Annotated in this window: 26 protein-coding genes; 8 read left to right on the plus strand and 18 right to left on the minus strand. The window is 66.2% G+C overall.

What is annotated here, in order from left to right; translation table 11 throughout:
* Positions 1–20: 20 nt before the first annotated feature.
* A complete protein-coding gene (locus tag C662_RS16955) occupies positions 21–362 on the minus strand; it encodes a hydrogenase maturation nickel metallochaperone HypA/HybF (protein ID WP_002931823.1) in 342 nt (113 codons plus the stop codon).
* A gap of 144 nt (positions 363–506) precedes the next feature.
* Here C662_RS16955 and C662_RS16960 point away from each other — a divergent pair, with 144 nt between their 5' ends.
* Entirely contained in the window at positions 507–1,496 is a 990-nt protein-coding gene (locus C662_RS16960; RefSeq protein ID WP_002931824.1) for an META domain-containing protein, read from the plus strand.
* Between the two features lie 64 nt (positions 1,497–1,560).
* Positions 1,561–2,241: an Lcl C-terminal domain-containing protein gene (locus tag C662_RS16965; RefSeq protein ID WP_002931825.1), complete on the plus strand. Its 681-nt coding sequence runs from the start codon at positions 1,561–1,563 to the stop codon at positions 2,239–2,241.
* 100 nt (positions 2,242–2,341) lie between these two features.
* On the opposite strand, the gene nusB is transcribed toward C662_RS16965, so the two are convergent.
* From nusB to C662_RS17010, 9 genes are all read right to left on the minus strand, one after another.
* A complete protein-coding gene (gene nusB / locus C662_RS16970) occupies positions 2,342–2,851 on the minus strand; it encodes a transcription antitermination factor NusB (RefSeq protein ID WP_002931826.1) in 510 nt (169 codons plus the stop codon).
* Positions 2,848–3,351 (minus strand): 6,7-dimethyl-8-ribityllumazine synthase, encoded by a 504-nt coding sequence (gene ribH, locus C662_RS16975; RefSeq protein WP_002931827.1) that lies wholly within the window; start codon positions 3,349–3,351, stop codon positions 2,848–2,850. The genes nusB and ribH overlap by 4 nt, the downstream gene beginning before the upstream one ends.
* A 19-nt stretch (positions 3,352–3,370) precedes the next feature.
* Entirely contained in the window at positions 3,371–4,462 is a 1,092-nt protein-coding gene (gene ribBA / locus C662_RS16980) for a bifunctional 3,4-dihydroxy-2-butanone-4-phosphate synthase/GTP cyclohydrolase II (RefSeq protein ID WP_002931830.1), read from the minus strand.
* 65 nt (positions 4,463–4,527) lie between these two features.
* Complete coding sequence (locus C662_RS16985; protein WP_002931837.1) at positions 4,528–5,139, minus strand: riboflavin synthase; 612 nt, start codon at positions 5,137–5,139, stop codon at positions 4,528–4,530.
* Positions 5,140–5,209: 70 nt separating this feature from the next.
* Positions 5,210–5,503, minus strand: coding sequence for a type II toxin-antitoxin system RelE/ParE family toxin (locus C662_RS16990; protein WP_002931839.1), 294 nt, complete (start codon positions 5,501–5,503; stop codon positions 5,210–5,212).
* On the minus strand, positions 5,503–5,715 hold the full coding sequence (locus C662_RS16995; RefSeq protein ID WP_002931840.1) for an addiction module protein: 213 nt from the start codon (positions 5,713–5,715) through the stop codon (positions 5,503–5,505). The genes C662_RS16990 and C662_RS16995 overlap by 1 nt, the downstream gene beginning before the upstream one ends.
* A gap of 39 nt (positions 5,716–5,754) precedes the next feature.
* A complete protein-coding gene (dsbD, locus tag C662_RS17000; protein WP_002931842.1) occupies positions 5,755–7,608 on the minus strand; it encodes a protein-disulfide reductase DsbD in 1,854 nt (617 codons plus the stop codon).
* Positions 7,609–7,739: 131 nt separating this feature from the next.
* Positions 7,740–8,102: a divalent-cation tolerance protein CutA gene (cutA, locus tag C662_RS17005; protein ID WP_002931843.1), complete on the minus strand. Its 363-nt coding sequence runs from the start codon at positions 8,100–8,102 to the stop codon at positions 7,740–7,742.
* Between the two features lie 226 nt (positions 8,103–8,328).
* The gene (locus C662_RS17010; RefSeq protein WP_002931844.1) at positions 8,329–8,907 is read right to left on the minus strand and encodes a histidine phosphatase family protein; all 579 of its coding nucleotides are present in this window, start codon (positions 8,905–8,907) and stop codon (positions 8,329–8,331) included.
* 186 nt (positions 8,908–9,093) lie between these two features.
* Between C662_RS17010 and C662_RS17015 the strand changes: the two genes are divergently transcribed.
* The 3 genes from C662_RS17015 (at position 9,094) to C662_RS17025 (ending at position 10,315) form a co-directional block, all read left to right on the plus strand.
* Positions 9,094–9,639, plus strand: a complete 546-nt coding sequence (locus C662_RS17015; RefSeq protein ID WP_232433302.1) for a hemerythrin domain-containing protein — start codon at positions 9,094–9,096, stop codon at positions 9,637–9,639.
* A 147-nt stretch (positions 9,640–9,786) separates the two neighbouring features.
* Positions 9,787–10,032 carry a type II toxin-antitoxin system ParD family antitoxin gene (locus C662_RS17020; protein ID WP_002931846.1) on the plus strand — a complete coding sequence of 82 codons (246 nt, stop codon included), beginning with the start codon at positions 9,787–9,789 and terminating at the stop codon, positions 10,030–10,032.
* The gene (locus tag C662_RS17025; protein ID WP_002931847.1) at positions 10,025–10,315 is read left to right on the plus strand and encodes a type II toxin-antitoxin system RelE/ParE family toxin; all 291 of its coding nucleotides are present in this window, start codon (positions 10,025–10,027) and stop codon (positions 10,313–10,315) included. The genes C662_RS17020 and C662_RS17025 overlap by 8 nt, the downstream gene beginning before the upstream one ends.
* 259 nt (positions 10,316–10,574) lie before the next feature.
* On the opposite strand, the gene C662_RS17030 is transcribed toward C662_RS17025, so the two are convergent.
* The 5 genes from C662_RS17030 to C662_RS17050 form a co-directional block, all read right to left on the minus strand.
* Positions 10,575–11,825: an O-antigen ligase family protein gene (locus C662_RS17030; RefSeq protein WP_002931848.1), complete on the minus strand. Its 1,251-nt coding sequence runs from the start codon at positions 11,823–11,825 to the stop codon at positions 10,575–10,577.
* Between the two features lie 52 nt (positions 11,826–11,877).
* Positions 11,878–13,266 carry a sulfatase-like hydrolase/transferase gene (locus C662_RS17035; RefSeq protein WP_083485776.1) on the minus strand — a complete coding sequence of 463 codons (1,389 nt, stop codon included), beginning with the start codon at positions 13,264–13,266 and terminating at the stop codon, positions 11,878–11,880.
* A gap of 181 nt (positions 13,267–13,447) precedes the next feature.
* Complete coding sequence (locus C662_RS20680) at positions 13,448–13,801, minus strand: pilin (protein ID WP_002931854.1); 354 nt, start codon at positions 13,799–13,801, stop codon at positions 13,448–13,450.
* 254 nt (positions 13,802–14,055) lie between these two features.
* Positions 14,056–14,331, minus strand: coding sequence for a hypothetical protein (locus C662_RS17045; RefSeq protein ID WP_002931856.1), 276 nt, complete (start codon positions 14,329–14,331; stop codon positions 14,056–14,058).
* Positions 14,332–14,341: 10 nt separating this feature from the next.
* The gene (locus tag C662_RS17050) at positions 14,342–14,953 is read right to left on the minus strand and encodes a glutathione S-transferase (protein WP_002931858.1); all 612 of its coding nucleotides are present in this window, start codon (positions 14,951–14,953) and stop codon (positions 14,342–14,344) included.
* Positions 14,954–15,150: 197 nt separating this feature from the next.
* Here C662_RS17050 and C662_RS17055 point away from each other — a divergent pair, with 197 nt between their 5' ends.
* Positions 15,151–15,741 (plus strand): nucleotidyltransferase domain-containing protein, encoded by a 591-nt coding sequence (locus C662_RS17055; protein ID WP_037983318.1) that lies wholly within the window; start codon positions 15,151–15,153, stop codon positions 15,739–15,741.
* Positions 15,742–15,837: 96 nt separating this feature from the next.
* Here the strand turns inward: C662_RS17055 and C662_RS17060 are convergent, their stop codons facing one another.
* The 3 genes from C662_RS17060 to C662_RS17070 are packed head-to-tail and all read right to left on the minus strand — an operon-like array spanning position 15,838 to position 17,964.
* The gene (locus C662_RS17060) at positions 15,838–16,494 is read right to left on the minus strand and encodes an alpha/beta hydrolase (protein ID WP_002931860.1); all 657 of its coding nucleotides are present in this window, start codon (positions 16,492–16,494) and stop codon (positions 15,838–15,840) included.
* Positions 16,491–16,814 carry a (2Fe-2S) ferredoxin domain-containing protein gene (locus C662_RS17065; protein ID WP_002931861.1) on the minus strand — a complete coding sequence of 108 codons (324 nt, stop codon included), beginning with the start codon at positions 16,812–16,814 and terminating at the stop codon, positions 16,491–16,493. Before C662_RS17065 ends, C662_RS17060 begins: the two co-directional genes overlap by 4 nt.
* 49 nt (positions 16,815–16,863) lie before the next feature.
* The gene (locus C662_RS17070; RefSeq protein WP_002931865.1) at positions 16,864–17,964 is read right to left on the minus strand and encodes a VanZ family protein; all 1,101 of its coding nucleotides are present in this window, start codon (positions 17,962–17,964) and stop codon (positions 16,864–16,866) included.
* 310 nt (positions 17,965–18,274) lie between these two features.
* Here C662_RS17070 and C662_RS17075 point away from each other — a divergent pair, with 310 nt between their 5' ends.
* Both C662_RS17075 and C662_RS17080 read left to right on the plus strand, forming a co-directional pair.
* Positions 18,275–21,787: a transglutaminase family protein gene (locus C662_RS17075; protein WP_002931869.1), complete on the plus strand. Its 3,513-nt coding sequence runs from the start codon at positions 18,275–18,277 to the stop codon at positions 21,785–21,787.
* A gap of 8 nt (positions 21,788–21,795) precedes the next feature.
* Positions 21,796–23,598 (plus strand): circularly permuted type 2 ATP-grasp protein (locus C662_RS17080; protein WP_002931871.1); only part of this gene is annotated, 1,803 nt, incomplete at its 3' end.

A 23,598-nucleotide genomic window follows, 5' to 3' on the forward strand; every position in this document is an offset into this window, starting at 1 on the left:
GTTCCGTCCCTTGCGCCGTCCTACTCGAGCTCGACCGCCTGCACCCGCATGCGGTCCCCTTCTAGCACCTCAAGCCCGTACGCGCCGCAGCTGGGGCAGGGCGTGTGGCGCTCGTCGATCGGCGCCAGCGTGCCGCACTGCCGGCAGCGGCCCCGGCCGGGAACCTCGATGACATCGACCTCGGCGCCCTCGGCAATCGAGTCGCTCAGCACCTCATCGAGGCAGAAGCGAAGGGCGTCGGCGTCTACCGCCGCCAGTGCGCCGATCTCGAGCACGATGCGACGCACCCGTGTCGCAGCTTCCATGGTGGCCGTCTCTTCGACGATGTCACGAATGCCTTCGGCGAGCGAGAGTTCATGCATGGTGGTGGTGATGCCCGGTCATGCTAAAGTCGGCGGGTTTCACGGCAAGCGACGCGCTGGCGCGTGCGAGCCGTTGCGGTTGGTGATCCTGTGGCCGTGAGCGGTTTCGAGCCTGCGCGTGCCTCATAGACCGGAGTTTATCCCATGGTCCGAACTTATCTTCAGCTTGCGCTGACGGCATCCCTGCTGGGTGGTTGTGCGCTGTTCGGCGGGACGCCCGCGGGCAATGGTGCGCCGGATGAAGGGCGTGCCGCGGCCGTCCTCGAACTCGACCCCCAGCCGCCCCTGCACTACCGCTGCGGCGAGCTGGCGGTGAGCGTGCGCAGTTTCGGCGAACTGAGCACGCTCAGTACAGGTGAGCGCAACTTCACCCTGCGTCCGGTGCGTACCGCTTCGGGCGCCAAGCTGGTCGCGGTCGATGACGAAACCACCAGCTTCTGGAGCAAGGGCGATGCGGCGATGCTCGAACTCGCGGGCGTGGCTCAGCCCGAATGCCGGCTCATTGCCGACAAGCGCTTGTTCCGTGCTGTCGGCAATGAACCGGGCTGGCGGCTGGATGTGATCGAGGCAGGCCTTGACCTGCGCATGGATCATGGCGCGACCCACGTGTTCGCTCCCGGCCCGCTGGTCATCGATGCCGCCGGTGCGCGCAGCTACCAGGCGATGTCGGCGGGCGGCGAACTGGGGGTGCTGGTGTTCGACCGCGTCTGCGTCGACAGCATGAGTGCGATGCCGCACCCCAATACCGTCGAGGTGCGCTGGCAGGACCGTGTGCTGCGCGGCTGCGGTGGAGAGCCGGCAAGCCTGCTGGTGGGTGGCACCTGGCGTGTGCTCGATATCGACGGCCGCAGCACCGGCGACCCGCAGCGTGTCACCCTGGACTTTGCCGAGGATGGCCGCGTTGCCGGGCTGGCGGCCTGCAACCGCTACACTGGCGCCTACGTGCTGTCGGGCGAGGGCCTGCGCCTGGGGCCGTTTGCCGGCACCAGGATGGCCTGCCCGCCTGCTGTCATGGACGAGGAGATGCGCTTCCATGCAGCGATCGGACGCGTCACCCGTTTCGGTGTGGATGAGCAGGGCGGGCTGCTGCTGTATGCCGGTGACGACGTCGTGATGCGCGCCACGCGCGATTGACTGCCTGCAGTGCGCGTCAGCCAAGTTGGCGCGCCTTGACCCGAGAACCCGAGCTGGAGCAACGATGCCCTTGCGCAACACCGTGCCGCACCCCTTTCCGCTGTCCCGCCTTGCCTTGTGCGTGCTTGCTGCTGGCCTGCTCGGCGGCTGCGAATTCAAGCCGCCCGCAAGCGAGGCGCCGCCTGCCGCGGTGCTGAGCCCCGAGCAGGAGGCCGCGCGCCAGGCGGCGCTGGAGGCGCAGCAGGTGCGCGAGCAGGCCTTGCTGGCACGCTATCAGATCGCCGGCGATGGCACCGTGACCGATACCGAAACGGGCCTTACCTGGATGCAGTGCAGCCTCGGCCAGAGCTGGAGCGAGGGGCGCTGCCTGGGCGAGGCAAAGCTCTTCAGCTGGACGCATGCGCTGCGTGCGGCCGAGGGCTTCGAGTTTGCAGGCCACGCCGACTGGCGGCTGCCGACCCAGCCCGAGCTGCTCACCTTGGTGTATTGCAGCACCGGCAGGCGCAACGCGGTGAACGCCGAAGGCTATGGCGGCAGCTGTGCGGGCGACTACAGCAAGCCCACCTTGCTCACCGCAGCCTTCCCAGACACGCCCGCGGGCAACTTCTGGACATCGACGCCGCACGAGCGCTATGGCTACGCGTCCTGGGGCGTGGCCTTCGGCAGCGGCGCGACCGGCGTGGGTACGCACACCGACTATACCCACGCCCGCCTGGTACGCGGCACCTTGCGCACCAGCCAATAGGCGAGCGCAACGCGCCCGTGCAAAAAAGCGCCGCACCTGTTGCCAGGGCGGCGCCTCGATCTTGTACGCATCCGCGTGGATGCGGCGTCCCGGCCTTGTCTCAGCGCTTGGCGGCGCGTGCGGCCTCGACCTCTTCCGGGCGCAGACGCGCGGCGAGCTTGTCCATCACGCCGTTGACGAACTTGTGGCCGTCGGTGCCGCCGTAGCCCTTGGCGAGCTCGATCGATTCGTTGATCGCCACCCGGTAAGGGGTGTCGATGTTGTGGCGCAACTCGTAGGTGCCGAGCAGCAGGATGGCGTGCTCGATCGGCGACAGTTCGGCGAGCGGGCGCGACAGCAACGGCTCGAAGCAGCCGCGCAGCTCATCGGCGTCACCGATTGCGCCGCGCAACAGCGTGACGAAGAGCTCGCGATCGGTGCGGTCCAGGCTTTCGCTCTCGGATTCGAGGTGGCGCTGCACGGTGGCGCTGGAGTTGCCCGACAGCAGCCACTGGTACACGCCCTGCAGGGCCATCTCGCGCGCGCGGCGGCGCGCCATCTTGCTCGTCGGGTTGCCTGCGCCTGCGCCCGTGCCCTCTGCGGCGGGGCCGCCGTTGTCGATCTCGCTCATCGCACCACCTTCAGCAGATTGGCCATTTCGACCGCCGCGCGGGCGCAGTCTGCACCCTTCTCGCGCATGCGCGCGATTGCCTGGTCGTCGTCTTCGGTCGTCAGCACGCCATTGGCGATCGGCAGGCCGGTGTCCAGGCCGACGCGGGTCACGCCCGCGCCCATTTCGTTCGACACCAGCTCGAAGTGGTAGGTCTCGCCGCGGATCACCGCGCCGAGCGCCACCAGGGCGTCGTACTTGCCACTCCTGGCCATGGTCTGCAGCACCAGCGGGATCTCGAGTGCGCCGGGCACGGTGACGATGCGGACGTCGCCCTTGGCGACGCCGAGGCGCAGCAGCTCGTCGGTGCACGCCGACAGCAGGCCCTCGCAGATGTCGAGGTTGAAGCGTGCCATGACGATGCCGACGCGCACGCCCGTGCCGTCGAAATTGGGGTCGATCTCGTCGATGCCGTCGTAGCGGGTGCCCTGGCGGGCGTTTTCGGGTTGGTTGCGTTGCATGCTGTTCCCTGTAATTCGATCAGTTCTTGTCGACGAAGCCGGTGATCTCCAGTCCGAAGCCGGTCATGCTGGGGATCTTGCGCGGGCTGGCGAGCAGGCGCATCTTGCCGACGTTGAGCGCGCGCAGGATCTGGGCGCCGACGCCGAACAGGCGTGCGTCCCACTTCACCGGCGCGCGGTCCTGGGCGTTGTCCAGGCTGGCGAGCAGCTCGCGGCCCGACTGCGGGCGGTAGAGCATGACGATGACGCCGGCCTCGGCCGCCGCCAGGCTTGCGAGCGCGTCATTGACCGGGAAGCTGTGGCGGCCGCTTGCGGGGTCGAGAAAATCGACCACCGAGATCGGCTCGTGCACCCGCACCAGGGTCTCGCGTTCGGGCGTGATGTCGCCGCGCGACAGCGCGAAGTGCACGTCGCCCGAGGTCTTGTCCTCGAAGGCGGACAGGCGGAAGCGGCCGTGCGGCGTGTCCACCTCCTTGTCGATCACCTTTTCCACCAGGTGCTCGGTGGCGGCGCGGTACTCGATGAGGTCGCGGATGGCGCCGATCTTGAGCCCGTGCGCCTTGCCGAACTCGATGAGGTCGGGCAGGCGCGCCATGGTGCCGTCGTCCTTGAGGATCTCGCAGATCACCGAGGCGGGCTCCAGGCCGGCGAGCTGGGCGAGGTCGCAGCCGGCCTCGGTGTGGCCGGCGCGGATCAGCACGCCGCCCTTCTGCGCGGTGAGCGGGAAGATGTGGCCGGGGGTGACGATGTCTTCCGGCCTGGCATGGCGGCCCACCGCCACCTGCACGGTGCGGGCACGGTCGTGGGCCGAGATGCCGGTGGTGACGCCGGTGGCGGCCTCGATCGACACGGTAAACGCAGTGCCGTGCGGGGTGCGGTTGTCGCGCACCATCTGCTGCAGGCCGAGCTGGCGGCAGCGCTCGTCGGTGAGCGTCAGGCAGATCAGGCCACGGCCGAACTTGGCCATGAAGTTGATCGCCTCGGGGGTGACGAACTCGGCCGCCATCACGAGGTCGCCCTCGTTCTCGCGGTCTTCTTCGTCCACCAGGATGACCATCTTGCCGGCCTTGATGTCGGCGATGATCTCGGTAATCGGCGCGAGTGCGCTCATGCTGTGTCCTTTGTGTGCGTTCTTGCGGGCCTTGCCGTGTGGCATGGGGCGGGGCGGGAGGGCTTTCAGCCCTGCGCCGCTTCTTCCCGCTTCCACTCGAGCATGCGCTCGACGTAGCGGGCGATGAGGTCGATCTCGAGGTTCACGCGGCTGCCCGGCGCGAGGTGCTTGAGGTTGGTCATCGCCACCGTGTGCGGGATCAGGTTGATCCAGAAGTCGCGGCCTTCGACACGATTGACGGTGAGGCTGACGCCATTGACCGTGATCGAGCCCTTCTTGGCGATGTAGCCGGCGATCGCCGCCGGGGCGCGGATCACCAGTTCGTGGCTCTCGCCGATGGGGGCGAACTTCACCACCTCGCCCACGCCGTCCACATGGCCGGTGACCAGGTGGCCGCCGAGGCGGTCGGCCAGGCGCAGCGCCTTTTCCAGATTGACCTCGTTGCCGACGGCGTCCAGGCCCACCGTGCAGTTCAGCGTCTCGCGCGAGACGTCGTATTTGCACAGGGCGCCGTTCATCTCGACCACGGTCAGGCACACCCCGCTGTGAGCGATGCTGTCGCCGACGATGACGTCAGCCAGGTCCAGGCCGTTGGTGTCGACGCTGAGGCGAATGCCGTCCGCGAGTGGCTCGATGTGTTCGATGCGGCCGACGGCCGCGACGATGCCGGAGAACATGAAGGGTTTGAACCGAAAGGGGAAAGGCGGGATTGTAGGGGAAAACGTGGGGCTTGGTTCCGGACGCCGCTTACTCGACCCGGTCGATCCAGTACTCGGGCGCGCGATGCTGGTGCGCAAAGGCGATCACATAGAGGTGATCCGCCTCGACCGAATAAAGCAGCTTGTAGGGAAAGCGCGTCAGCAACAGGCGGCGGATGCCTTCTTTCTCGACCGCGCAGGACAGCGGCCACTGCCGGATGCGCAACAGCGCTTGCCGCGTGTCCTGCTTCAGGCGCTGTCCAAGCCCTTGTTGCTGGGCTTCGTAGTAGGCGTATGCGTCCTCGTACTCCAGCCGTGCTTCCGGCGAGAACAGAACACGCATCAAAGCGGCCCGAGGATGTCTTCGGCGGGGATGCCTTCGACCCGGCCCGCGCGGTAGGCTGCGAGGCGACGAGCAGCTTCTTCCTGCCACAGGCGATCAATCGCAGGGTCCGGGCGGTCAAGGCTGTGCAGGATCTCTTCGACAAGTGCGAAGCGCTCTTCAGGTCTCAGCTGGCGGGCTTTGGCTGCAAGTTCATGGGTCAGCGTGTTCATGGTGTTGCAAGTTTGCGTGTTCGGTCGTGCAAGTTTAGATCACAGCGCCCGATCCAGCACCGTCGCGAACGGCTCCGCCTTCATGAAGCCGACGACCCGCATGCCCTCGCGCTCCTGGCCCCCGGCGTCGAAGAAGATGATCCCCGGCGGACCGAAGAGGCCGAAGCGCTTGAGCAGCGCCTTGTGTTCGTCGGTGTTGGCGGTGACGTCGGCCTTGAGCAGCAGCATGCGGCCCATGCGTTCGGCCACGCGCGCGTCACTGAAGGTGAAGCGCTCCATCTCCTTGCACGACACGCACCAGTCGGCATAGAAGTCGAGCATCACCGGGCGGTCGGCGGCGGCCAGCCGCGCGTCGAGCTCGGCGATGGAGTCCACCTTCTCGAACTGCGGCACATTGACCGGTGCCGCAGCCTGCGCGCGCAGCACCGACAGCGGCTGCAGCGGGTCGCGCGAGCCGGCGAGTGCTCCCACCAGGATCGCTGCGCCGGACAGCAGCAGCACCACGCCCACGCCCTTCCAGAAGCGCTGCCAGCCCTTGGCGTTGTGCGGCAGCGGGTCGATGGCGTGCAGGAAGATGCCGGAGAACAGCAGCAGTGCTGCCCAGCCCAGCATCATCGCCAGCGCGGGGATCACCGGCGTGATCATCCACAGCGCCACTGCCAGCAGCATCACGCCGAAAGCCTTCTTGACGCCTTCCATCCACGGTCCGACCTTGGGCAGCAGGCTGCGCGAGGCCACCCCCACCGCCAGCAGCGGCGCGCCCATGCCGAGTGCCATCACGAACAGTGCCCAGCCGCCCAGCACGGCGTCGCCAGTTTGCGCGATGTAGAGCAGGGCGCCGGCCAGCGGCGCGGCCACGCACGGGCCGACGATGAGCGCCGACAGCACGCCCATCACCGTCACCCCGCCCAGGCTGCCGCCCTTGTTGTGGCTGGCGGTGTCGGCGAGCTTGCTCTGCAGCGCCGAGGGCAGCTGCAGCTCATAGAAGCCGAACATCGACAGCGACAGCAGCACGAAGACGAGCGCGAACACCGACAGCACCCACACGTTCTGCAGCGCGGCGCTCAGCATGGTGCCCGACAGGCCCGCGGCGACGCCCGCCAGCGCATAGGTGACCGCCATGCCCAGCACGTAGGCCAGCGACAGCACGAAGGCGCGCATGTGCGACACCTTGTGGCCCTGGCCGACGATGATGCCCGACAGGATGGGGATCATCGGAAAGGTGCACGGGGTGAAGGCGAGTAGCAGGCCGAAGCCGAAGAAGCTGAGCAGGATCAGCGGCACGCTGGCCCCTGAAAGCATGCGCGCGATGTCGCCGGTCTCGTCGCTGGAGACGGCGCCGCTGGCTGCGGCTTCGGCTCCCGGCTGTGCGGTCTGGTTGCCGAAGCCGCCGCTGCGCAGCTTGTCCAGGAAACCGCCGCTGGGTTGGATCGGGGGCGCATCGAGGTCGATCGACACCTGCTGCGTGGTCGGCGGGTAGCAGATGCCGCCATCCCAGCAGCCCTGGCTGGTGGCGAAGAGCTCGAAGCGGCGCACGCCCTCCGGCACCTGCACCGGCAACAGCAGGCGGAGCTCGCCGCGATGGGTCTCGACGTTGCCGAAGAAGTCGTCCTTCTTCCACTTGCCTGCAGGCTTGTCCACCGGGCCGAAGCTGATGCCTTCGGGCTCGGCCTCGAAGCGGAACTTGTCGCCGTAGAGGTAGTAGTCCTTGGCGATGGTGAACACCACTTCCACCGTTTGTCCGTCGAGCGCCTGTGCCCGCGGCACAAAGGCCTTCTCGGGAGCGATCGGGTTGGCCTGGGCGGCGGGGGCGAGCGCGAACAGGCTCGCGACCAGGGTCAGGAGCCAGAGCAGGCGGCGCAGGCTGAGCGATGAGCGTGTGGTGGAAGGCATGAGTGGGGCGTCAGGGAATAATCTCGGGGCAGGCTGTGGTCGAGTTCGTGCTCGAGGCAGGCGGTGGGCAGCAGCGCCCGACGGTGGCGCTTGAGCTCGGGCCCGGGACACGATTCACCACGATGCGCCCGTCACGTATCCGGAAGGGCGGTTTCGGTGGCGACCCAGCCGAGGTAGGCGTCCAGGCCTTGCTCCACAGGGACCGCCACGATCTCGGGAAGTTCGTAGGGGTGACGGGCGCGGATGGCTGCCTCCAGCGCTGCGTAGCGTGCGGCTGTGGTCTTGAGCAGTACCGGCACCTCGTTCGCGGTCTCGAGTGCGCCCTGCCAGCGATACACCGAGGTGCAGGGCGCGAGAATGTTCGCGCACGCGGCCAGGCGGGCTTCGACCAGTTCCGCAGCCAGCGCGGCTGCCGCGCCATGGTCGGGCAGGTTGGTGAGGACGAGCAGCACGCGCGCATCGTCACCCGGCGGCAGGGGTGGGCTTGCAGTCATCGACGTTGGTCAGCGAGGAGAACGCCGGCATTGTTCCAGAAAAAGTACGCGGGCGACCTGCGCAGGATCAAGCCTGCAGGGCGAATCGCCCGGATCCTTCCCAATACGCCGAGGATTGCGCCCGGGCGTTGCGTTCCCACAGGGCGCGCCGCGCCTGTTCACGCCGTAGGAGCGGCGCCAGCCGCGAGCTTTTGAGGGCGAGCAGGCGGGTTGCAATCGCCTTGTCTCAAGGCGCTGTCCGGATTCGCCCGGCCAGGCTCAGCGCATCCCCTTCCACCCGCATCACGATGATTTCGCCCGAGGCCGGGAACACGCCCGATAGCGCGGTGATGTTCACCTGATGCGTCACCAGCACCAGCGGCTTGTCTGCGCTCGCCTGTGCGGCGATGAGCGCGCGGGCGGCACGGGTGTGCGCAGCCTCCTCGCCGCGGTCGGCAAAGAAGGAGTTGAGCGCGGCGTCTGGCGTGACCTCGCCCAGCGCCAGCCCACGCGCCGTATCCAGGGCCCTGCACCATTGGCTCGAGAACACGGCCGCCGCTGCGATGCCGTTGGCGCGGAAGCGCTCGCCGATCGCCCGCGCCTGGGTGTGGCCCGCCGCCGACAGGTTGCGCTGCGTGGCGCAGTCATCCACACGGAAGCCCGCCGGGTCACCAGTGCCGGGGGCCAGCGCATGGCGCATCAGCGCGACGTGCCCGCCCGTACGCAGCGCTGCCCACAGTGCGGCTTCGTCCGTGGCGGCATCGGCATGAGCCGTCGTCGGCAGCAGAGGGGCGAACAGCGCCAGGATCAGCAGGAGTGGTCTCATGGGTGGTCATCGTCGAGGGGTGAGTGTGGGTGAGTGCTGGGGAGTGGCAACGCTCGATGGACCATGGCAAGGGGTCGAAAGTGCCCCTCGATACTTGATCTTCAGCAAAGACGCTGGTCATGCATTTGTATTACGTTGCGTCCGCCTCAGGGCGATCGGAATCGGATGCTTGTTGCGGAGATGCTCATGTTTTTTCTCGATTGGCTGTTTGGCAAGCGTCAGGCGCGGTCGGCAGCGGCCGCGCCGGCAGGGCGTGAGGATCTGTCGGCGGCGGCACAGGCCGGAGGGTGCGCGCCAGGGACGTCGATCCGCTACAGCCCGGAGCTGATCGACCGCCTCGTACGCGACCACCGCAGCCTGTTCGATCGCTTTGGCGCGATCCGCAGCGCCGCGCGCGAAGGGCGGTTGAAAGAGGCGGAGGCCTTGCTGGACCGGTTCCGGGCCGATCTGCACGATCACCTGCTGGTGGAGAACGTCCGGCTCTACGTCTATCTCGAGCATGCGCTCGCCAATGACCCGGTCAGCCATGCCCTGATTCGCGAGTTCCGTCACGACATGGATGAGATCGGCCGAAGCGTGGTCGCATTCCTTGCGCGATACGCGCAGATCGGCAGCAGCCCGGCGCTCGCCGAAGCCTTCGTGGCCGAGTTCGACGTCGTCGGCAAAGTGCTGGCCGACCGCATCAAGCGCGAGGAGGAGGTTCTTTACCCGCTGTACGCGCCGGTGGGCTGACCGGCGGGTTGTCCGCACTCAGTCTTGGGCCTGTCCGCCTGATGGGAAATTGGGGTCTGTCCCCTATTTCCTGTCCCCTAAGTGCTCTATAGTGCACCATTCGTACGAACTAATCATACTTTTGGTGTAACTCCAGGAGGCTACGTCATGGGCACCGTGCGCAAGACGATTACCTTGACCGACCAGCAGGACAACTGGGTCAAGGCACAGATCAACGCAGGTCACTACACCAACGATAGCGAGTGCATCCGCGATTTGATCCGCCGCGAGCAGGAGCGCAGCGCCGAGATCGAGGCGATCCGCGCCGCGCTTATCGAGGGGGAAGCCAGCGGCGAGCCGAGACGCTTCGATGCTGCGGCCTTCAAGCAAAGGATGCTTGCCGAGCATGGCTGAATATCGCCTGACCCCGGCGGCTGAGCGCGACCTCGAGGCAATCTGGGTCCACACGGTTCGGGAATGGGGCGTTGAGCAGGCCGTGCGCTACATCGACTTGCTTACGATGGCGTTCGCCAGGTTGGCTGCCTCGCCGAGGACGGCTCCAGCCTGTGACCACATCCGGTCAGGCTATCGGCGATGGAGCGTTGAGCGACACATGATCTACTTTCGAGCGACCGACTACGGCATCGCCGTAGTTCGTGTCCTGCATGAGCGGATGGACGCGCCTCGCCACCTGTGATCAAACGCTGCGCGAAGTTGCTGCCGCCTGCGCGGGAAGTCGGCAGTTCGGCCGGGCTTGTCCCTTTCTCGCCCGCAACCGCTGCCATCATCTGTCCATGTGGTCGTCTGGAGGGGCGTCATGCGTACGGTTGCAGTGGTCGAGGCCAAGAGCCAGTTTTCAGCGCTGCTGTCACTGACCGCCACAATAGGGGGAATTGGGGTCTGTCTCCTATTCCCGTCTGAGGGGGTAAATGAAGGATCCGAGCTCTTTCGCCCGACTACTCGCCAACTCTCTCGGAGCGTTCAATTGCCGCGAATATCATGCCGAAGCCTGCCATCATGAAGGCCATTGGTGTGCCATGGTAGAAGACGCCATCCACGATTGAAAGCGCCCATAGACCCATTGTCAGCGCAACGCCAAGTACGAGTTCAGCCGGCATCTTGCCATGTCCGAGCTGAGCGCAATACATGCGCAGTCCCTTGGTAGTGAGCCATCCGAGAGACAACAGAACCAACAGTGCGCCGATTGCTCCCCACTCAATCAATAGTTGCAGGAGGCCGTTGTGCGCCTGCACGGCTCCTCCCTTGGTCCAGACGGCGAGGAAGCCTTCGCCACCCCAGCCCAAGAGTGGGCGCTCGGCAATATAAGGCAGCAAATGAGACCAGATCGTGAGTCGACTGGTACTGAGCTGATCAAGGGACGCCGCTGTCGCAGAGCGCTCGAAAGCTCCCAGCCAGCCCATCGACCGCTGGCCGATGTCAAAGTGCGCGGATAGCGCCAGCGCGAGCACTGTGCCGACGAGCAGCGTGCCCCACCCTCTTGCGTGCCGTCTCGGAGAAAAGTGTAGAGACAGCGCAAAAAGTCCCACAAGCGCGGCAAGGAAGGCACCGCGACCGCCACTCCAAAGGAGTATCGAAAGCGCGACTACGTATGCAGCTAAAGCCAATCTTCCTTGCACGCCTCGATACTGGAGCGCCCCCCAGCTTGAGACGATGACGCCGACGCAGAGGAAATACCCGGCATGGCGTATGTGATTGAACAACGGGGGAGCATGAAACCATGGGTACGCATACGGATCCTCGGTCGATATCCAGCGCACGGCCAGGGCCACGAGGTAGAAGATTGTCGCTGCAAGAATCGCGTTTACAAAACAGTTGATTGCCCATCTTCTCGACATGAACCAGGCCGCACAGAACGCGCCAAATGCCATGTGGGCGCATGCACCGATCACGCGGCTCCAGTCCGACGTTTCTATCGCGTCGTATTGTGCGAGCCCGTTCGAGATGATCAACGACAGTGCTGTGAGTGCGGCCACCGATGCATAGGAGGCAAGTCTGGATAGGCTGCCGCGAAGATAGTAGATTGATGCTGTCGAGAAGGTGATCTGCAGGGTTGCAATAGTGATGTTGTTTTCCTGGATCGTACTGGAGTTGAACAATCCAAGGCCAAAAAAGCATGCGAACAATAGTAGAAGCTCTGTCGTGCGCATATCTCCAGGCGCTTGACTGCGTTGGTCGAATGTCTTCATCGTGACCGTATCCATGCTTCTAAATGGACCGAGGTCCTGGTCTTGCCTGGAATCACTGTGCCGGCGTCTTGAAGCGTACCCACGGAACTGAGCCAGAGCGGAAATTCTCCTCGCGCTCCTTCAGATTGAGCATGTTGGGTGCGTGGTCACCAACGATGATTACATCAACGTCCCTTAGCGACTCATGCCTCAGTTGTTCTGCGAGCCCGGCGAAAAAGTCAGCCTGCAGGCGTATCAGCCTGCAAGTTTCCGTTTCTTCCGGGAGGTTCAGTGCAGTGCAGTCGGCGGCGGGGCCGCGGAGATCCCGAAGGTCATAAGGGGCATGCGTGTTCAAGGTGAGCCAGTACATGAAGCGCTTGCCAGGTTTACTGAAGAAATTCTCCAGGACGGGCAGCATGTCAAGGTCGCATGCGCCGGGGAACGAGTAGCAGCGACGCGGCCAGATCCGGTCTTCGAAAAACGTCGTTTCCTGAAAGCCAACTCGAGGGTACCAATGCCGCCTGTCGTACATGAGGCTGGTTGCACCGTGCATTGCACCCGTGGTGTAGCCTGCGTCTTGAAGCATGTTTGGTAGGCAGTTCTCAAAGCCGACCTGTGTCTTACGAAGATCAAAGTGCAGAGGGGTAAGTTTGCACAGTTCTCGCAACTCGCCCGCGATAGTGAACCCATGGAAAAGCATTTCCCCGCTTTGATACTTCCCCTCTGATAGCGAGATTAGCGGCGCTAATAGAGTCTCGTTGACTCTGGGGCTATTCGTCGAGCCCCAGGATTCAACAACGATAAGCAGCAGTCGGTCCTCGTTGCCCAGTTGATTGAACCACGGCTGTGATGCTCCATCGGGCCCTGGCTTCAGCGCACTGCCGTCGCCGTTCAGTTGATCCAGGAAGGCGGACGATCGCATTGAGATGAGGGTGGATGTTTGACTCGCAATCGCCGGGGCTTCCAGTTTCCTATAGGTCGCCATGCGGTCGCCATCGCCGCTAGTGCTCATTAACAGCCACGCTGATGCTGCAAGAATGTTCAGCGTAATCAGAGCGGTCAACGGTGTGATGCGTTTTCCTGCGATGGAGAGAGTCACCAGTTTGCCGGCGAATATCACCATGACTGCCATCATGATCAGAAGGTGATCTGTTGATGCCAGCGCCGTGAATTTCAGTAGATAGAGAAGATCGGAGAGCCTAGGAAACGGGTAAAGCTGGCCGAGCAGAACCAATGCGTCAGTCAAGAGAAACAGCGCGGCCAGAGTCAAGCCAAGGCTTGGCAAACCAAAGGCGATGAGGACGACTGCGATCGCATAATCTAGGTTGATCCATGCGCGATCCGTGCCGGTCAAGTTTGCAGCTATCAGAAATCCGGCATTGAGCGCCAGTGCTAGAGCGATCGACAATGCTGGATTCTCGACCATTCCAATATTTTTGATTCTGAGCAATGCATTAAGCATTTATTTTGTCGCCGCTTGACTGACTTGTCTGGGCTTTAAATTGCCGCATTTTCAAGTCGAAGCCATTGCTTGAGGACGAATTGAATCTATAAAGTTGAGCCGCCGAGCGTGTATCTCGGCGGCTCAACTTTTCACAGCGCTTAAATCAGGCGAGTGATGCTACGCATCCACAACTCTAAGCTTAGCTGCCAAGTCGGCAGGAGGTGGTCGTCCAGTCACACGTGATAGTGACGTCGGTATTCCCCTTTTCGCCTTTGGCAGTCAAGTTGCCGGTCAGCTCGGCGACCGTCGTCGGGGTCTCTTGACCACCCACTCCAGTGCATGCTCTCCACACAGGAGCATTGAGATCCATGCTGGCAGTCACTGCCGCAGCGCGTGACTTGACGTAGGCGTTTGCCTCTGCAAGGCACGAATTGTCAGACGACTTCTTCACGTAATCCTGATACGCCGGCAGTGCCACTGCGGCCAAGATACCAATGATCGCCACCACGATCATCAGTTCGATCAGGGTGAAACCTTGTTGTGCCTTTTTCATGTCAGTGCTCCTTGAGAGGGAAACCACGGTAAGTCCGCTTGCGTACTCTTTAGCAACCCCCGTGCCAGCCCAGAAAACCCTGGTTTTCGTGACGCATTGCCGCCGATGTGACACGAATACAGGGCGGAATGTGACAAACACCCCGAGGCGGGCTGTCAACATGTGACAAAGGGGCGTGCGGCTCGGCGCGTCTGGCATGGGTGCCCGAACCCTGAAAGCCTGTGTGAAAACTGGGGATCAGGTCTTTCATCTGCTCACCCCGCCCGCTGCACGGCCACGCCGACCTTGTGTGTCGCCCGCGCCAGCGTGTCGTCCGCTGTGCACAGTGTCGCGCTCAAGCGCATGCATACGGCCAGATGCAGCGCATCGCGCGCACGTAGTCTGCTGCGGCAGTCGGCAATCCGGCCTCTGGCGCGGCCGAAGTCCGCGGTATCGACCGCTTCCACAGCGCGTCTTGCTCTGAGGAGGTTGTCGAAGCGCTCGAGCCCTTCGCGATCGAAGTCCGTGGAGACATCGCCTCTGCGCGCCATGATCCCCGCGTCACCCCGCCGGCGGCTGGGTGTTGGCGAAGCTGGGCCGCGCAAACAGGCGGTCGGCGAAGGGAACCAGCCCGGGGTGGCGGCTGCGCCAGTCGAGGTCGGGAAAGCGTAGATCGAGGTAGGCGAGGGCGACACCCACGGCGATGTCGCCGAGCTGCATGGCGCTGCCGTTGAACCAGTGGCGGTCGTCGAGGCGGCGCTCGAGTTCGGCCAGGCCGCGGTCGATCTTGTCTTTCTGGCGTTCGATCTCGCGTGCGCTGCGTTCGCCGTCGGGGCGGCGCGATTCGAGCAAGGCGGCGACCGCGGCATCGGTCACGCCGTCGGCGAGGGCCTCGGTCTGGCGTACGCGCACGGCGTCGAGCGCGTCGGCCGGCAGCAGGGCAGGCGGCGCGGCGAGGGTTTCCAGGTAGCCGGCGATGACCGGGGAGTCGAAGAAGGTTTCTCCGGTGGCGGTGATCAGCACCGGCACCTTGCCCAGCGGGTTGAGCGTGGGGATGCGGGTGTTGACCTCCCAGGGCGAATCCACCACCAGCTCGAAAGGCAATGCCTTTTCGGCGAGGATGATGCGGATCTTGCGGGCGTAGGGGCTGGTGAGCGAGGCGAGCAGTTTCATGGTGGCGTGTCTCCCTAGGGGTGAAGAACACGATACGCCACGCCGCAGGCCGCCGACATTAGGGAAACCGGAGAGCTTGTGGGCGAACGCCCGGCGGCAGCGTAATCGAGGGCTGACCCCGTTTCCCGTTTTCTCCCAACTGCGTTCCCCTGCCGTACAATGCAATTGTTTCTCAACAGGCAACGACCGTTTCCATTGTGAAAACAGAATCTGGCCTTTCCGACCTGCTCTTCCCTAACCAGTACCGGCGCAGGGTGTTGGGGTTGCTGCTCATGCGACCCGAGCAGCAGATTCATTTACGCGAACTTGCCCGGGTAATTGGGGCCGCACCCGGAACGCTCAAGAAGGAGCTGGATGCGCTTTGCGACGCCGGGCTGCTGCGTGCCGAGCGTGTGGGCAACCAGGTGCGGTTTTGTGCGAACACCGCGCACCCGGTGTTCCCGGAGTTGCAGGCCTTGATCAGAAAGACCATTGGCCTGGCCGATGCCTTGCGGCTCAGCCTCGCTCCGCTCGTCGACCGGATCGATGCGGCTTTCATCTTCGGCTCCATGGCTAGCGGTACGGAGCGTGCCGGGAGCGACATCGACCTCATGGTGGTTGGCGATGCCGGCTTCGCTGAGATCGTGGATGCGACCTATGAGGCGCAAGCTGCGCTCGGACGCGAGATCAACCCCAAGGTGATGAGCGCAAGCGAATGGCAGGCGAAGAGGTCGGAGCGCAATGCCTTCCTCCAGGATGTGTTGAACAAGCCCAGAATCATGCTGATCGGAGATGCCGATGCCCTCTGAGGCCGCGCTCGAGGCTTGGGGGCGCAGGGAAACCCCGAAGCCTTGCATTCGCTCAGGTCTCCCGCCGCTCCCTTACCCCGCACCTGGGTGCGCCGCTCAGGCGGGATCGACGTTGCGTGCGATCAGCTCGCGGATGAGGTGCAGCTTGCCGTGGAAGAAGTGGTCCGCCCCCGGGACGACCACGATGGGCTGCTCCTGCGGTCGCGCCCAGTCGAGCACGTTGGCCAGCGCCACGGTTTCGTCGTGCTCGCCGTGGATGACCAGGGCGGGGATGTTCTTCGGCAGCGCGGGGGTGTCGTAGCTGCGTCCGCTGCCGGTGGTGTCGCCCGCGGCCATGCCGACGAGGACGAGCTGGCGCGGCGGTGCGATGCCGTCGGCCAGGCGGTTGGCGACGCGTACCTGCACGTAGCCGCCAAAAGAGAAGCCGCCCAGCGCCAGCGGCTTCGCCCCCCAGCGCGATTCGGCCCAGCTGATCACCGCCAGCATGTCCTCGGTCTCGCCCTCGCCATGGTCGTGCGTGCCCTCGCTCTTGCCCACACCGCGGAAGTTGGGACGGATCACGGCGTAGCCGAGGTCGCGGTAGGCCCGCGCCAGGGTGTGCGCCACCTTGTTGGTGTTGGCGCCGCCGAAGAGCGGGTGCGGGTGGCATACCAGGGCGATGCCCCTGACCGCCTCGGGGGCGTCGATGAGTGCTTCGATGTGGCCGGCGGGGCCGCGCAGCAGGGCGGGCTCGGTGGGCAGCGGCCGGCTCATGCCGCGCCCTCGGGCAGGCGCAGGCGGTCGACGATGCGGCCTTCGCGCAGGTGGCTGTCGATGATCTCGTCGATGTCTTCCTTGTCGACGTAGGTGTACCAGACGTTGTCCGGGTACACGACGATCACCGGGCCGTCGTCGCAGCGTCCCAGGCAACCCGCCTTGTTGACGCGCACGCTGCCCTGGCCCTTGAGACCGAGCGCTGCGGTGCGTTCCTTGGCGTAGGTCTGCAACTCGCTGGCGCGATGGTCGTTGCAACAGGACTCACCTGCCGGACGCTGGTTGCAGCAGAAGAAAACGTGGTGTTTGAAGTAGCTCATGCCATCTCTCTTGGGCGGGGCAGCGGCGGGGGCGCTGCGCTGGCGGCCATTATAGGTGGCGCCGGCGCGGGTGTGCCGGGCTGGCGAGGCGTTCGCCGCGCCACAGCCCGAGCGCGGACAGATAGGCCAGTGCCAGGTAGGGCCACAGGCTGTCGACCAGCTGGGTGAGGCCGTGGAAGTTGAGGAAGTTGCTGTAGCTGGTGAGCTGCTGGTTGTAGGGCAGGTAAGGGTTCTCCGGGATCAGGTTGACCAGCGCCGTGGCCAGCAACAGGCCGGCGCCGGCCAGCGCGTGCTGTGCATAGCGCGGCAGCAGCAGGCAGGGCAGCAGCAGGGCAGCGCCGATCATCATGCCGCGTTCGGCGCCGGGGGTGAGCCAGGCCAGCGGCGCGGCGGGTTCGAAGAAGGTCCACGTGGCAAGCGTCTTGGCGAGCACGCCCAGGCCGAGCACCAGCAGTACGGGGGCCGGGTTGGCGCCGCGTGTCATGCAGCGCGCGAACAGGCCCACGGCGAGCAGTGCGCTGGCGGTGAGCGCGGTGTCGAAGGCGATGAAGCGTTCCGGGCTGAAGGGCAGGGGGGCAGGGATGCCGAGCAGGCTGCGCAGGTCTCCACTGGAGAACAGCAAGTCGTTGGCGGTGAGTTGGCCGAGCAGCCACAGGCCCAGCAGCACCAGCCCGGCCTCGCCGCTGCGTCCGCCGATGACGTATTGCGCCCGCCAGCGTTGCAGCCGGCCTTGCGGGCCGAACAAGGCGCCGCCCCAGCGTGCGCCAAGCAGTGCGCCCACCAGTGCGCCCGCGATGTTGCCGCCCAGGTCGAGGTTGCTGGCGACGCGGGTGGGCAGGTAGTTCTGCGCCGCTTCCAGGCCGAAGCTGAACAGGCCTGCGAGTACCGTTGCCACCGCCAGCTTGCGCGCCATGCCCCAGCCTTGCGGCAGCGCGGCGGCGAACAGGAAGCCGAGCGGCAGGTAGCCGAGGATGTTGAACAGGAAGTCCTCGACGATGAAGTAGCGCGGCCATGGCGCCCACAACCAGTCGAACGCCGGCAGCCCGCTGTCGCGCCATCCGGTCAGCGGATGCAGGCAGGCATAGGCGACGAGCAGGGCGTAGGCGAGCGCCAGGGCGCGCGGCAGGGATGATGATGTGCTGGCGGGCATCGTTAGAGGGCAGACGAGCCCACGAGTGTAACGGCAACGGAGGGTGGACAAGGCAGGGTAGGTGAGGGTTGCCGGGCAATGACACGACTTGCTGCATCGGCGCAGGGCGCTCGGACGATGCAAGGCTCGCCGTTGGCGCAGCGCGATGGTGCCAGGCACCAACCTGGTGCGCGTGCGGGCGGGCGTGGTGCGCCAGTCCGCGAAAAACCGTCCCCTGCTGCTGGCGATGCCTTGTGCTGCGGTTGGTTTGTCGGTTGCACGAATCTTGCTGTCGAGCTTGTATCGACCACCTGCACGCCGCGAGGGCTCCGTGTCCATCCACGTCAAACTGAACCACGTCACCCACTACCGCTACGACCGTCCCGTGGCCCTGTCGCCGCAACTCGTGCGCCTGCGCCCGGCGCCGCACTCCCGCACCCCCATCCATGCCTATTCGCTGAAGGTCGAGCCGGGCACGCACTTCATCAACTGGCAGCAGGACCCGCAGTCGAACTATCTCGCCCGCCTGGTCTTCCCCGAGAAGACGACCGAGTTGCGCATCGAGGTGGATCTGGTGGCCGAGATGTCGGTCATCAACCCCTTCGACTTCTTTCTCGAGCCTGAAGCGGAAAAGATCCCATTCGCCTACGACGAGGGGCTTGGCGTGGAGCTGGCGCCCTACCGCCTGCATGCGCCCGCGGATGCGCTGGGCCCGAGGTTCGACGACTATCTGGCCGCGATACCGCGCACGCCCCGGGCCAGCGTCGACTTCCTGGTCGCCCTCAACCAGCGCCTGCAGCAGGACATCCGCTACCTGGTGCGCCTCGAGCCCGGCGTGCAGACGCCGGAGGAGACGCTCACCCTGGCCAGCGGCTCGTGCCGCGACTCGGCCTGGCTGTTGGTGCAGTTGCTGCGCCACCTCGGGCTGGCGGCGCGCTTCGTGTCCGGCTACCTGATCCAGCTCACGCCCGATGTGAAATCGCTCGACGGTCCATCGGGCACCGAGGTCGATTTCACCGATCTGCACGCCTGGTGCGAGGTGTACCTGCCCGGTGCGGGCTGGGTCGGGCTCGACCCGACATCGGGACTGTTTGCCGGCGAGGGCCACATCCCGGTGGCGTGCACCCCAGAGCCCTCGTCCGCTGCGCCGATCACGGGCTTCACCGACGAGTGCGAGTGCGAGTTCGAACACCACATGCGGGTCGAACGCGTGTGGGAGGCGCCACGCGTCACCAAGCCCTACACCGACGAACAGTGGGCGGCAATCGAGGTCCTGGGGCAGCGCATCGACGGCGACCTGAACGTCAACGACGTTCGCCTCACCCAGGGCGGCGAGCCCACCTTCGTGTCGCTCGACGACCGCGACGGCGCGGCCTGGAACAGCGATGCGCTCGATCCGCAGCAGCGCGACACGAGCAAGCCGAGCAAGCGCACCCTGGCCGAGAACCTGATGTTCCGCCTCAAGGACCACTATGCGCCGCAAGGCCTGCTGCATTTCGGCCAGGGCAAGTGGTACCCCGGCGAGCAGCTGCCGCGCTGGTCGCTGAACTGCTACTGGCGCCGTGACGGCGAACCGATCTGGCGCAACTCGGCGCTGTTTGCGCGCGAACTCTCCGGCACCGCGGTGGACGAGGCCATGGCGGCGCGCTTCCTCGCCCGCGTCGGCGAGCGCCTGGGCGTGGATACGCAATGGATGATGCCGGCCTTCGAGGACGCCTGGTACTACCTGTGGCGCGAGCGCCGGCTGCCGGCCAATGTCGATCCGCACGACGCGCGCGTGGATGATCCGCTCGAGCGCGCGCGCTTGGCCAAGGTCTTCGACCAGGGGCTCAAGCAGGTCATCGGCCACGTGCTGCCGATCGTGCGCCAGCACATCGGCATCGCGGGTCGCAGTCCGCGCTGGCAGAGCGGGCCGTGGTTCCTGCGTGCCGAGCGTCTGTACCTGGTTCCCGGCGATTCGCCGATCGGCTACCGCCTGCCGCTGGATTCGCAGCCGTGGGCGGCCAAGGGCGACTACCCGTGGGTTCACGCCGCCGACCCCAACCAGGCCTTCCCGGTGCTGCCCGCCCATGCCGAACTGCGCCAGCAGTTGCGCCCGTCCGGCGGTGCGGCCAGCGCCACCATCGGCGCCGACAGCGGCCTTGGCTTCACTGCCCACGGTGGCGGCTGGACGCCCGGCCGCGTCGAGCATGCCGGCTTTCATGAGACCGAGGGCGCGCACGGCGGGGCGGCCATGCCGCTGCCCGGCGCGGCCGAGGCCGAGCTGGCGACGCGTGACGAACGCATCGATCCCGCTCGTCGCCCGAACCCGCACGAATCCGCCGCCTGGATCACGCGCAGCGCGCTGTGTGCCGAACCGCGTGGCGGCCTGCTCTACCTGTTCATGCCGCCGACGGTGGCGCTGGAGGACTACCTCGAGATCGTCACCGCCATCGAGGACACCGCGGCCGAGTTCGAGCTGCCGGTGGTGCTCGAGGGCTACGAGCCGCCCGCAGACCCGCGCCTGGCGAACTTCCGCATCACCCCCGACCCGGGCGTGATCGAGGTCAACATCCACCCTGCGGCGAGCTGGGACGAGCTCGTGGAGCGCACTACCACGCTCTACGAGGAGGCCCACCAGTCGCGCCTGTCGACCGAGAAGTTCATGCTCGACGGCCGCCACACCGGCACCGGCGGTGGCAACCACTTCGTGCTCGGCGGCGCCACGCCGGCCGATTCGCCTTTCCTGCGCCGGCCCGACCTGCTGCGCAGCCTGGTGAGCTACTGGCACAACCACCCCAGCCTGTCCTACCTGTTCTCCGGCTTGTTCATCGGCCCCACCTCGCAAGCGCCGCGGGTGGACGAGGCTCGCCACGACTCGGTGCACGAGCTGGAAGTGGCCTTCCAGCAGTTCCCCGCGCCCGGCGCGGCGGTACCGCCCTGGCTCATCGACCGTCTGCTGCGCAACCTGCTGATCGATGCCAGCGGCAACACCCATCGCGCCGAGTTCTGCATCGACAAGCTCTACAGCCCGGACACTGCCACCGGCCGCCTCGGCCTGCTGGAATTGCGCGCCTTCGAGATGCCGCCGCACGCGCGCATGAGCCTCGCCCAGCAGTTGCTGCTGCGCGCGCTGATCGCACGCTTCTGGCAGCAGCCCTATGCGCCCGGCCGGCTGCGGCGCTGGGGCACCGAACTGCACGACCGCTTCCTGCTGCCGCACTGGGTGGCGGAGGACTTCCGCGACGTCGTCACCGAGCTGCGCGAGTTCGGCTACCCGATCGAGTTCGACTGGTTCGCGCCGCACTTCGAGTTCCGCTTCCCCAAGTACGGTGAGTTCGCCGCGCGTGGTGTGCATGTCGAGTTGCGCATGGCGCTCGAGCCCTGGCATGTGATGGGCGAGGAGGGCGCGCCCGGTGGTACCGTGCGCTATGTCGATTCCTCGGTGGAGCGTGTGCAGGTGAAGGTGTCCGGCCTCAATGACGATCGCCATGTGCTCACCTGCAACGGCCGCGCCGTGCCGCTGCAGCCCACCGGTGTGGTCGGCGAGTTCGTCGCCGGCGTGCGCTACCGGGCCTGGCAGCCGCCGTCCTGCCTGCACCCGACCATCGGCGTGCATGCGCCGCTGGTGTTCGACCTGGTCGATGGCTGGATGCGGCGCTCGATGGGGGGCTGCGTCTATCACGTCGCGCATCCGGGCGGGCGCAACCACGAGACCTACCCGGTCAATCCCTACGAGGCCGAAGGCCGGCGGCTGGCGCGCTTCACCACCACGGGGCACACCCCGGGGGCGATCGAGCCCGTGCCTGCGCAGAGCAACGCCGACTTCCCCTTCACCCTTGATCTGCGCCGCAGGGGCGGCTGAGCGCGTCCATGCAGGTCAAGCTACAGCGCCCGCCCGAACTGCTCGCCGGCTACACGGCACGGCCCGACCGCTACGACGAGTTGTGCCAGCGCATCGGCAGCGTGGTGGTGGTGCGGCCGCATTGGCGCGACTTCTTCCACGGCGTGGCGGCGATGCCGCCCGAGGAGCTGTCGGCGCGCCGTGCCGCCTTGCGCCGTCAGGTCCATGAGAACGGCATCACCTACAACGTCTATGCCGATCCGCGTGGCTTTCAGCGCCCGTGGGAGCTGGATCTGCTGCCCTTCATGCTGCCGGCCTCGGAGTGGGCGCAGATCGAGGCTGCCGTCATCCAGCGTGCCACCTTGTTCAACCACATTCTCGCCGACCTCTACGGCGAGCAGCGCCTGCTGCAGGAAGGGCTGATCCCGCCGGCGCTGATCTACGGCCACAGCGGCTTCCTGCGTCCGCTGGTGGGGGCGAAGCAGCCGGGCGACCTGTTCCTGCACCTGTACGCCGCCGACCTTGCGCGCTCGCCTGACGGGCGTTGGTGGGTGGTGGCCGACCGCACCCAGGCGCCGTCCGGGGCCGGCTACGCGCTGGAGAACCGCAGCGTGCTGGCACGTGCCCTGCCCGAGCTCTACCGCGCGACCGGGGTGCAGCCGCTGGTGCCCTTCTTCGAGCGCTTCCGCGACAACCTGGCGGCGCTGGCGCCGGCTGGCGCCCTGGGAGATGACGAGGATCCCCTCATCGTCGTGTTGACGCCCGGCCCCTACAACGAGACCTACTTCGAGCACGCCTTCCTGGCGCGCGAGATGGGTTTCCCGCTCGTCGAGGGTCAGGACCTGACCGTGCGCGACGAGGCCGTCTTCCTGCGCACGCTCGACGGCCTGCAGCGGGTGCACGTGATCCTGCGCCGGGTGGACGACATCTGGTGCGATCCGCTCGAGCTGCGCGAGGATTCGGCACTGGGGGTTGCCGGGCTGGTGGCCGCGGTGCGTGCGGGCAAGGTGACGGTGGCCAATGCGCTCGGCAGCGGCATCCTCGAGACCGGCGCCCTGCTCGGCTATCTGCCGCACCTGTGCGAGGCGGTGCTGGGACAGAAGCTGCGCATGCCTTCGGTGGCGACCTGGTGGTGCGGCGAGCCCGCGGCACGCGACTACGCCCTGCAGCATCTGCGTGAGCTGGTGGTGAAGCCGGCCTACCCGAAACTGGGCGCGGGACCGGTGTTCTGCCGCGACTTGCCGGAAGCCGAGCTGGCGGCGCTGGCCGCCCGCATTGCCGCCCGCCCTTTCGACTTCGTCGCCCAGGAGATGGTGAACATCTCGCAGGCCCCGGTGCTTGCGGTCGATGGCGAGGCGCCCGGCGAGCGCAGCGCCGACGGACGGCGTTCGGCGGACTTCCCGGGCTGCAGCATGGTGGCCCGCAACGTGGCCTTGCGCGTCTTCGTGGCGGCCGGGGCCGACGGCTTCCGGGTGCTGCCCGGCGGGCTGACGCGCGTGGCTTCGGGCTCCGACATGCGTATCGTGTCCATGCAGCAGGGCGGCAGCAGCAAGGACGCCTGGGTGCTGAGCCCGACCGCGGTGGAGCGACCACCGCAGCACATCGTGCCCGGCCAGCTTGCGCCCCCTCCGGGCGGGCTGCGCAGGCTGGGGCTGTCGAGCCGGGTGGCGGAGAACTTCTTCTGGCTCGGGCGCTACAGCGAGCGGGCCGATGCCGCTGCGCGCCTCGGCCGCGAGACCCTGGCCCGCTTGGGCGGACTCGCGGGCGGCGCGGCTGCGGCGCCTGTGCTGCAGGGTGGTCGGCCGGAGCGCGTCTCGCAGGCCGCGGCGGCG

Origin of the sequence: Thauera sp. 28 (assembly GCF_000310145.2) — a bacterium.
In the GTDB taxonomy this organism is placed as follows: domain Bacteria; phylum Pseudomonadota; class Gammaproteobacteria; order Burkholderiales; family Rhodocyclaceae; genus Thauera; species Thauera mechernichensis.

Coding starts and splice junctions, on each gene's coding strand:
- cutA (WP_002931843.1), bottom strand. CDS start 8,102: ATGACTGCAAGCCCACCCCTGCCGCCGGGTGACGATGCGCGCGTGCTG.
- C662_RS16965 (WP_002931825.1), top strand. CDS start 1,561: ATGCCCTTGCGCAACACCGTGCCGCACCCCTTTCCGCTGTCCCGCCTT.
- C662_RS16990 (WP_002931839.1), bottom strand. CDS start 5,503: ATGCGTGTTCTGTTCTCGCCGGAAGCACGGCTGGAGTACGAGGACGCA.
- C662_RS17025 (WP_002931847.1), top strand. CDS start 10,025: ATGGCTGAATATCGCCTGACCCCGGCGGCTGAGCGCGACCTCGAGGCA.
- C662_RS17070 (WP_002931865.1), bottom strand. CDS start 17,964: ATGCCCGCCAGCACATCATCATCCCTGCCGCGCGCCCTGGCGCTCGCC.
- ribH (WP_002931827.1), bottom strand. CDS start 3,351: ATGCAACGCAACCAACCCGAAAACGCCCGCCAGGGCACCCGCTACGAC.
- nusB (WP_002931826.1), bottom strand. CDS start 2,851: ATGAGCGAGATCGACAACGGCGGCCCCGCCGCAGAGGGCACGGGCGCA.
- C662_RS17035 (WP_083485776.1), bottom strand. CDS start 13,266: ATGCTTAATGCATTGCTCAGAATCAAAAATATTGGAATGGTCGAGAAT.
- C662_RS17030 (WP_002931848.1), bottom strand. CDS start 11,825: ATGAAGACATTCGACCAACGCAGTCAAGCGCCTGGAGATATGCGCACG.
- C662_RS17010 (WP_002931844.1), bottom strand. CDS start 8,907: ATGAGACCACTCCTGCTGATCCTGGCGCTGTTCGCCCCTCTGCTGCCG.
- C662_RS20680 (WP_002931854.1), bottom strand. CDS start 13,801: ATGAAAAAGGCACAACAAGGTTTCACCCTGATCGAACTGATGATCGTG.
- C662_RS17045 (WP_002931856.1), bottom strand. CDS start 14,331: ATGGCGCGCAGAGGCGATGTCTCCACGGACTTCGATCGCGAAGGGCTC.
- dsbD (WP_002931842.1), bottom strand. CDS start 7,608: ATGCCTTCCACCACACGCTCATCGCTCAGCCTGCGCCGCCTGCTCTGG.
- C662_RS17020 (WP_002931846.1), top strand. CDS start 9,787: ATGGGCACCGTGCGCAAGACGATTACCTTGACCGACCAGCAGGACAAC.
- C662_RS16995 (WP_002931840.1), bottom strand. CDS start 5,715: ATGAACACGCTGACCCATGAACTTGCAGCCAAAGCCCGCCAGCTGAGA.
- C662_RS16985 (WP_002931837.1), bottom strand. CDS start 5,139: ATGTTCTCCGGCATCGTCGCGGCCGTCGGCCGCATCGAACACATCGAG.
- C662_RS17065 (WP_002931861.1), bottom strand. CDS start 16,814: ATGAGCTACTTCAAACACCACGTTTTCTTCTGCTGCAACCAGCGTCCG.
- C662_RS17060 (WP_002931860.1), bottom strand. CDS start 16,494: ATGAGCCGGCCGCTGCCCACCGAGCCCGCCCTGCTGCGCGGCCCCGCC.
- ribBA (WP_002931830.1), bottom strand. CDS start 4,462: ATGAGCGCACTCGCGCCGATTACCGAGATCATCGCCGACATCAAGGCC.
- C662_RS16960 (WP_002931824.1), top strand. CDS start 507: ATGGTCCGAACTTATCTTCAGCTTGCGCTGACGGCATCCCTGCTGGGT.
- C662_RS16955 (WP_002931823.1), bottom strand. CDS start 362: ATGCATGAACTCTCGCTCGCCGAAGGCATTCGTGACATCGTCGAAGAG.
- C662_RS17015 (WP_232433302.1), top strand. CDS start 9,094: ATGTTTTTTCTCGATTGGCTGTTTGGCAAGCGTCAGGCGCGGTCGGCA.
- C662_RS17050 (WP_002931858.1), bottom strand. CDS start 14,953: ATGAAACTGCTCGCCTCGCTCACCAGCCCCTACGCCCGCAAGATCCGC.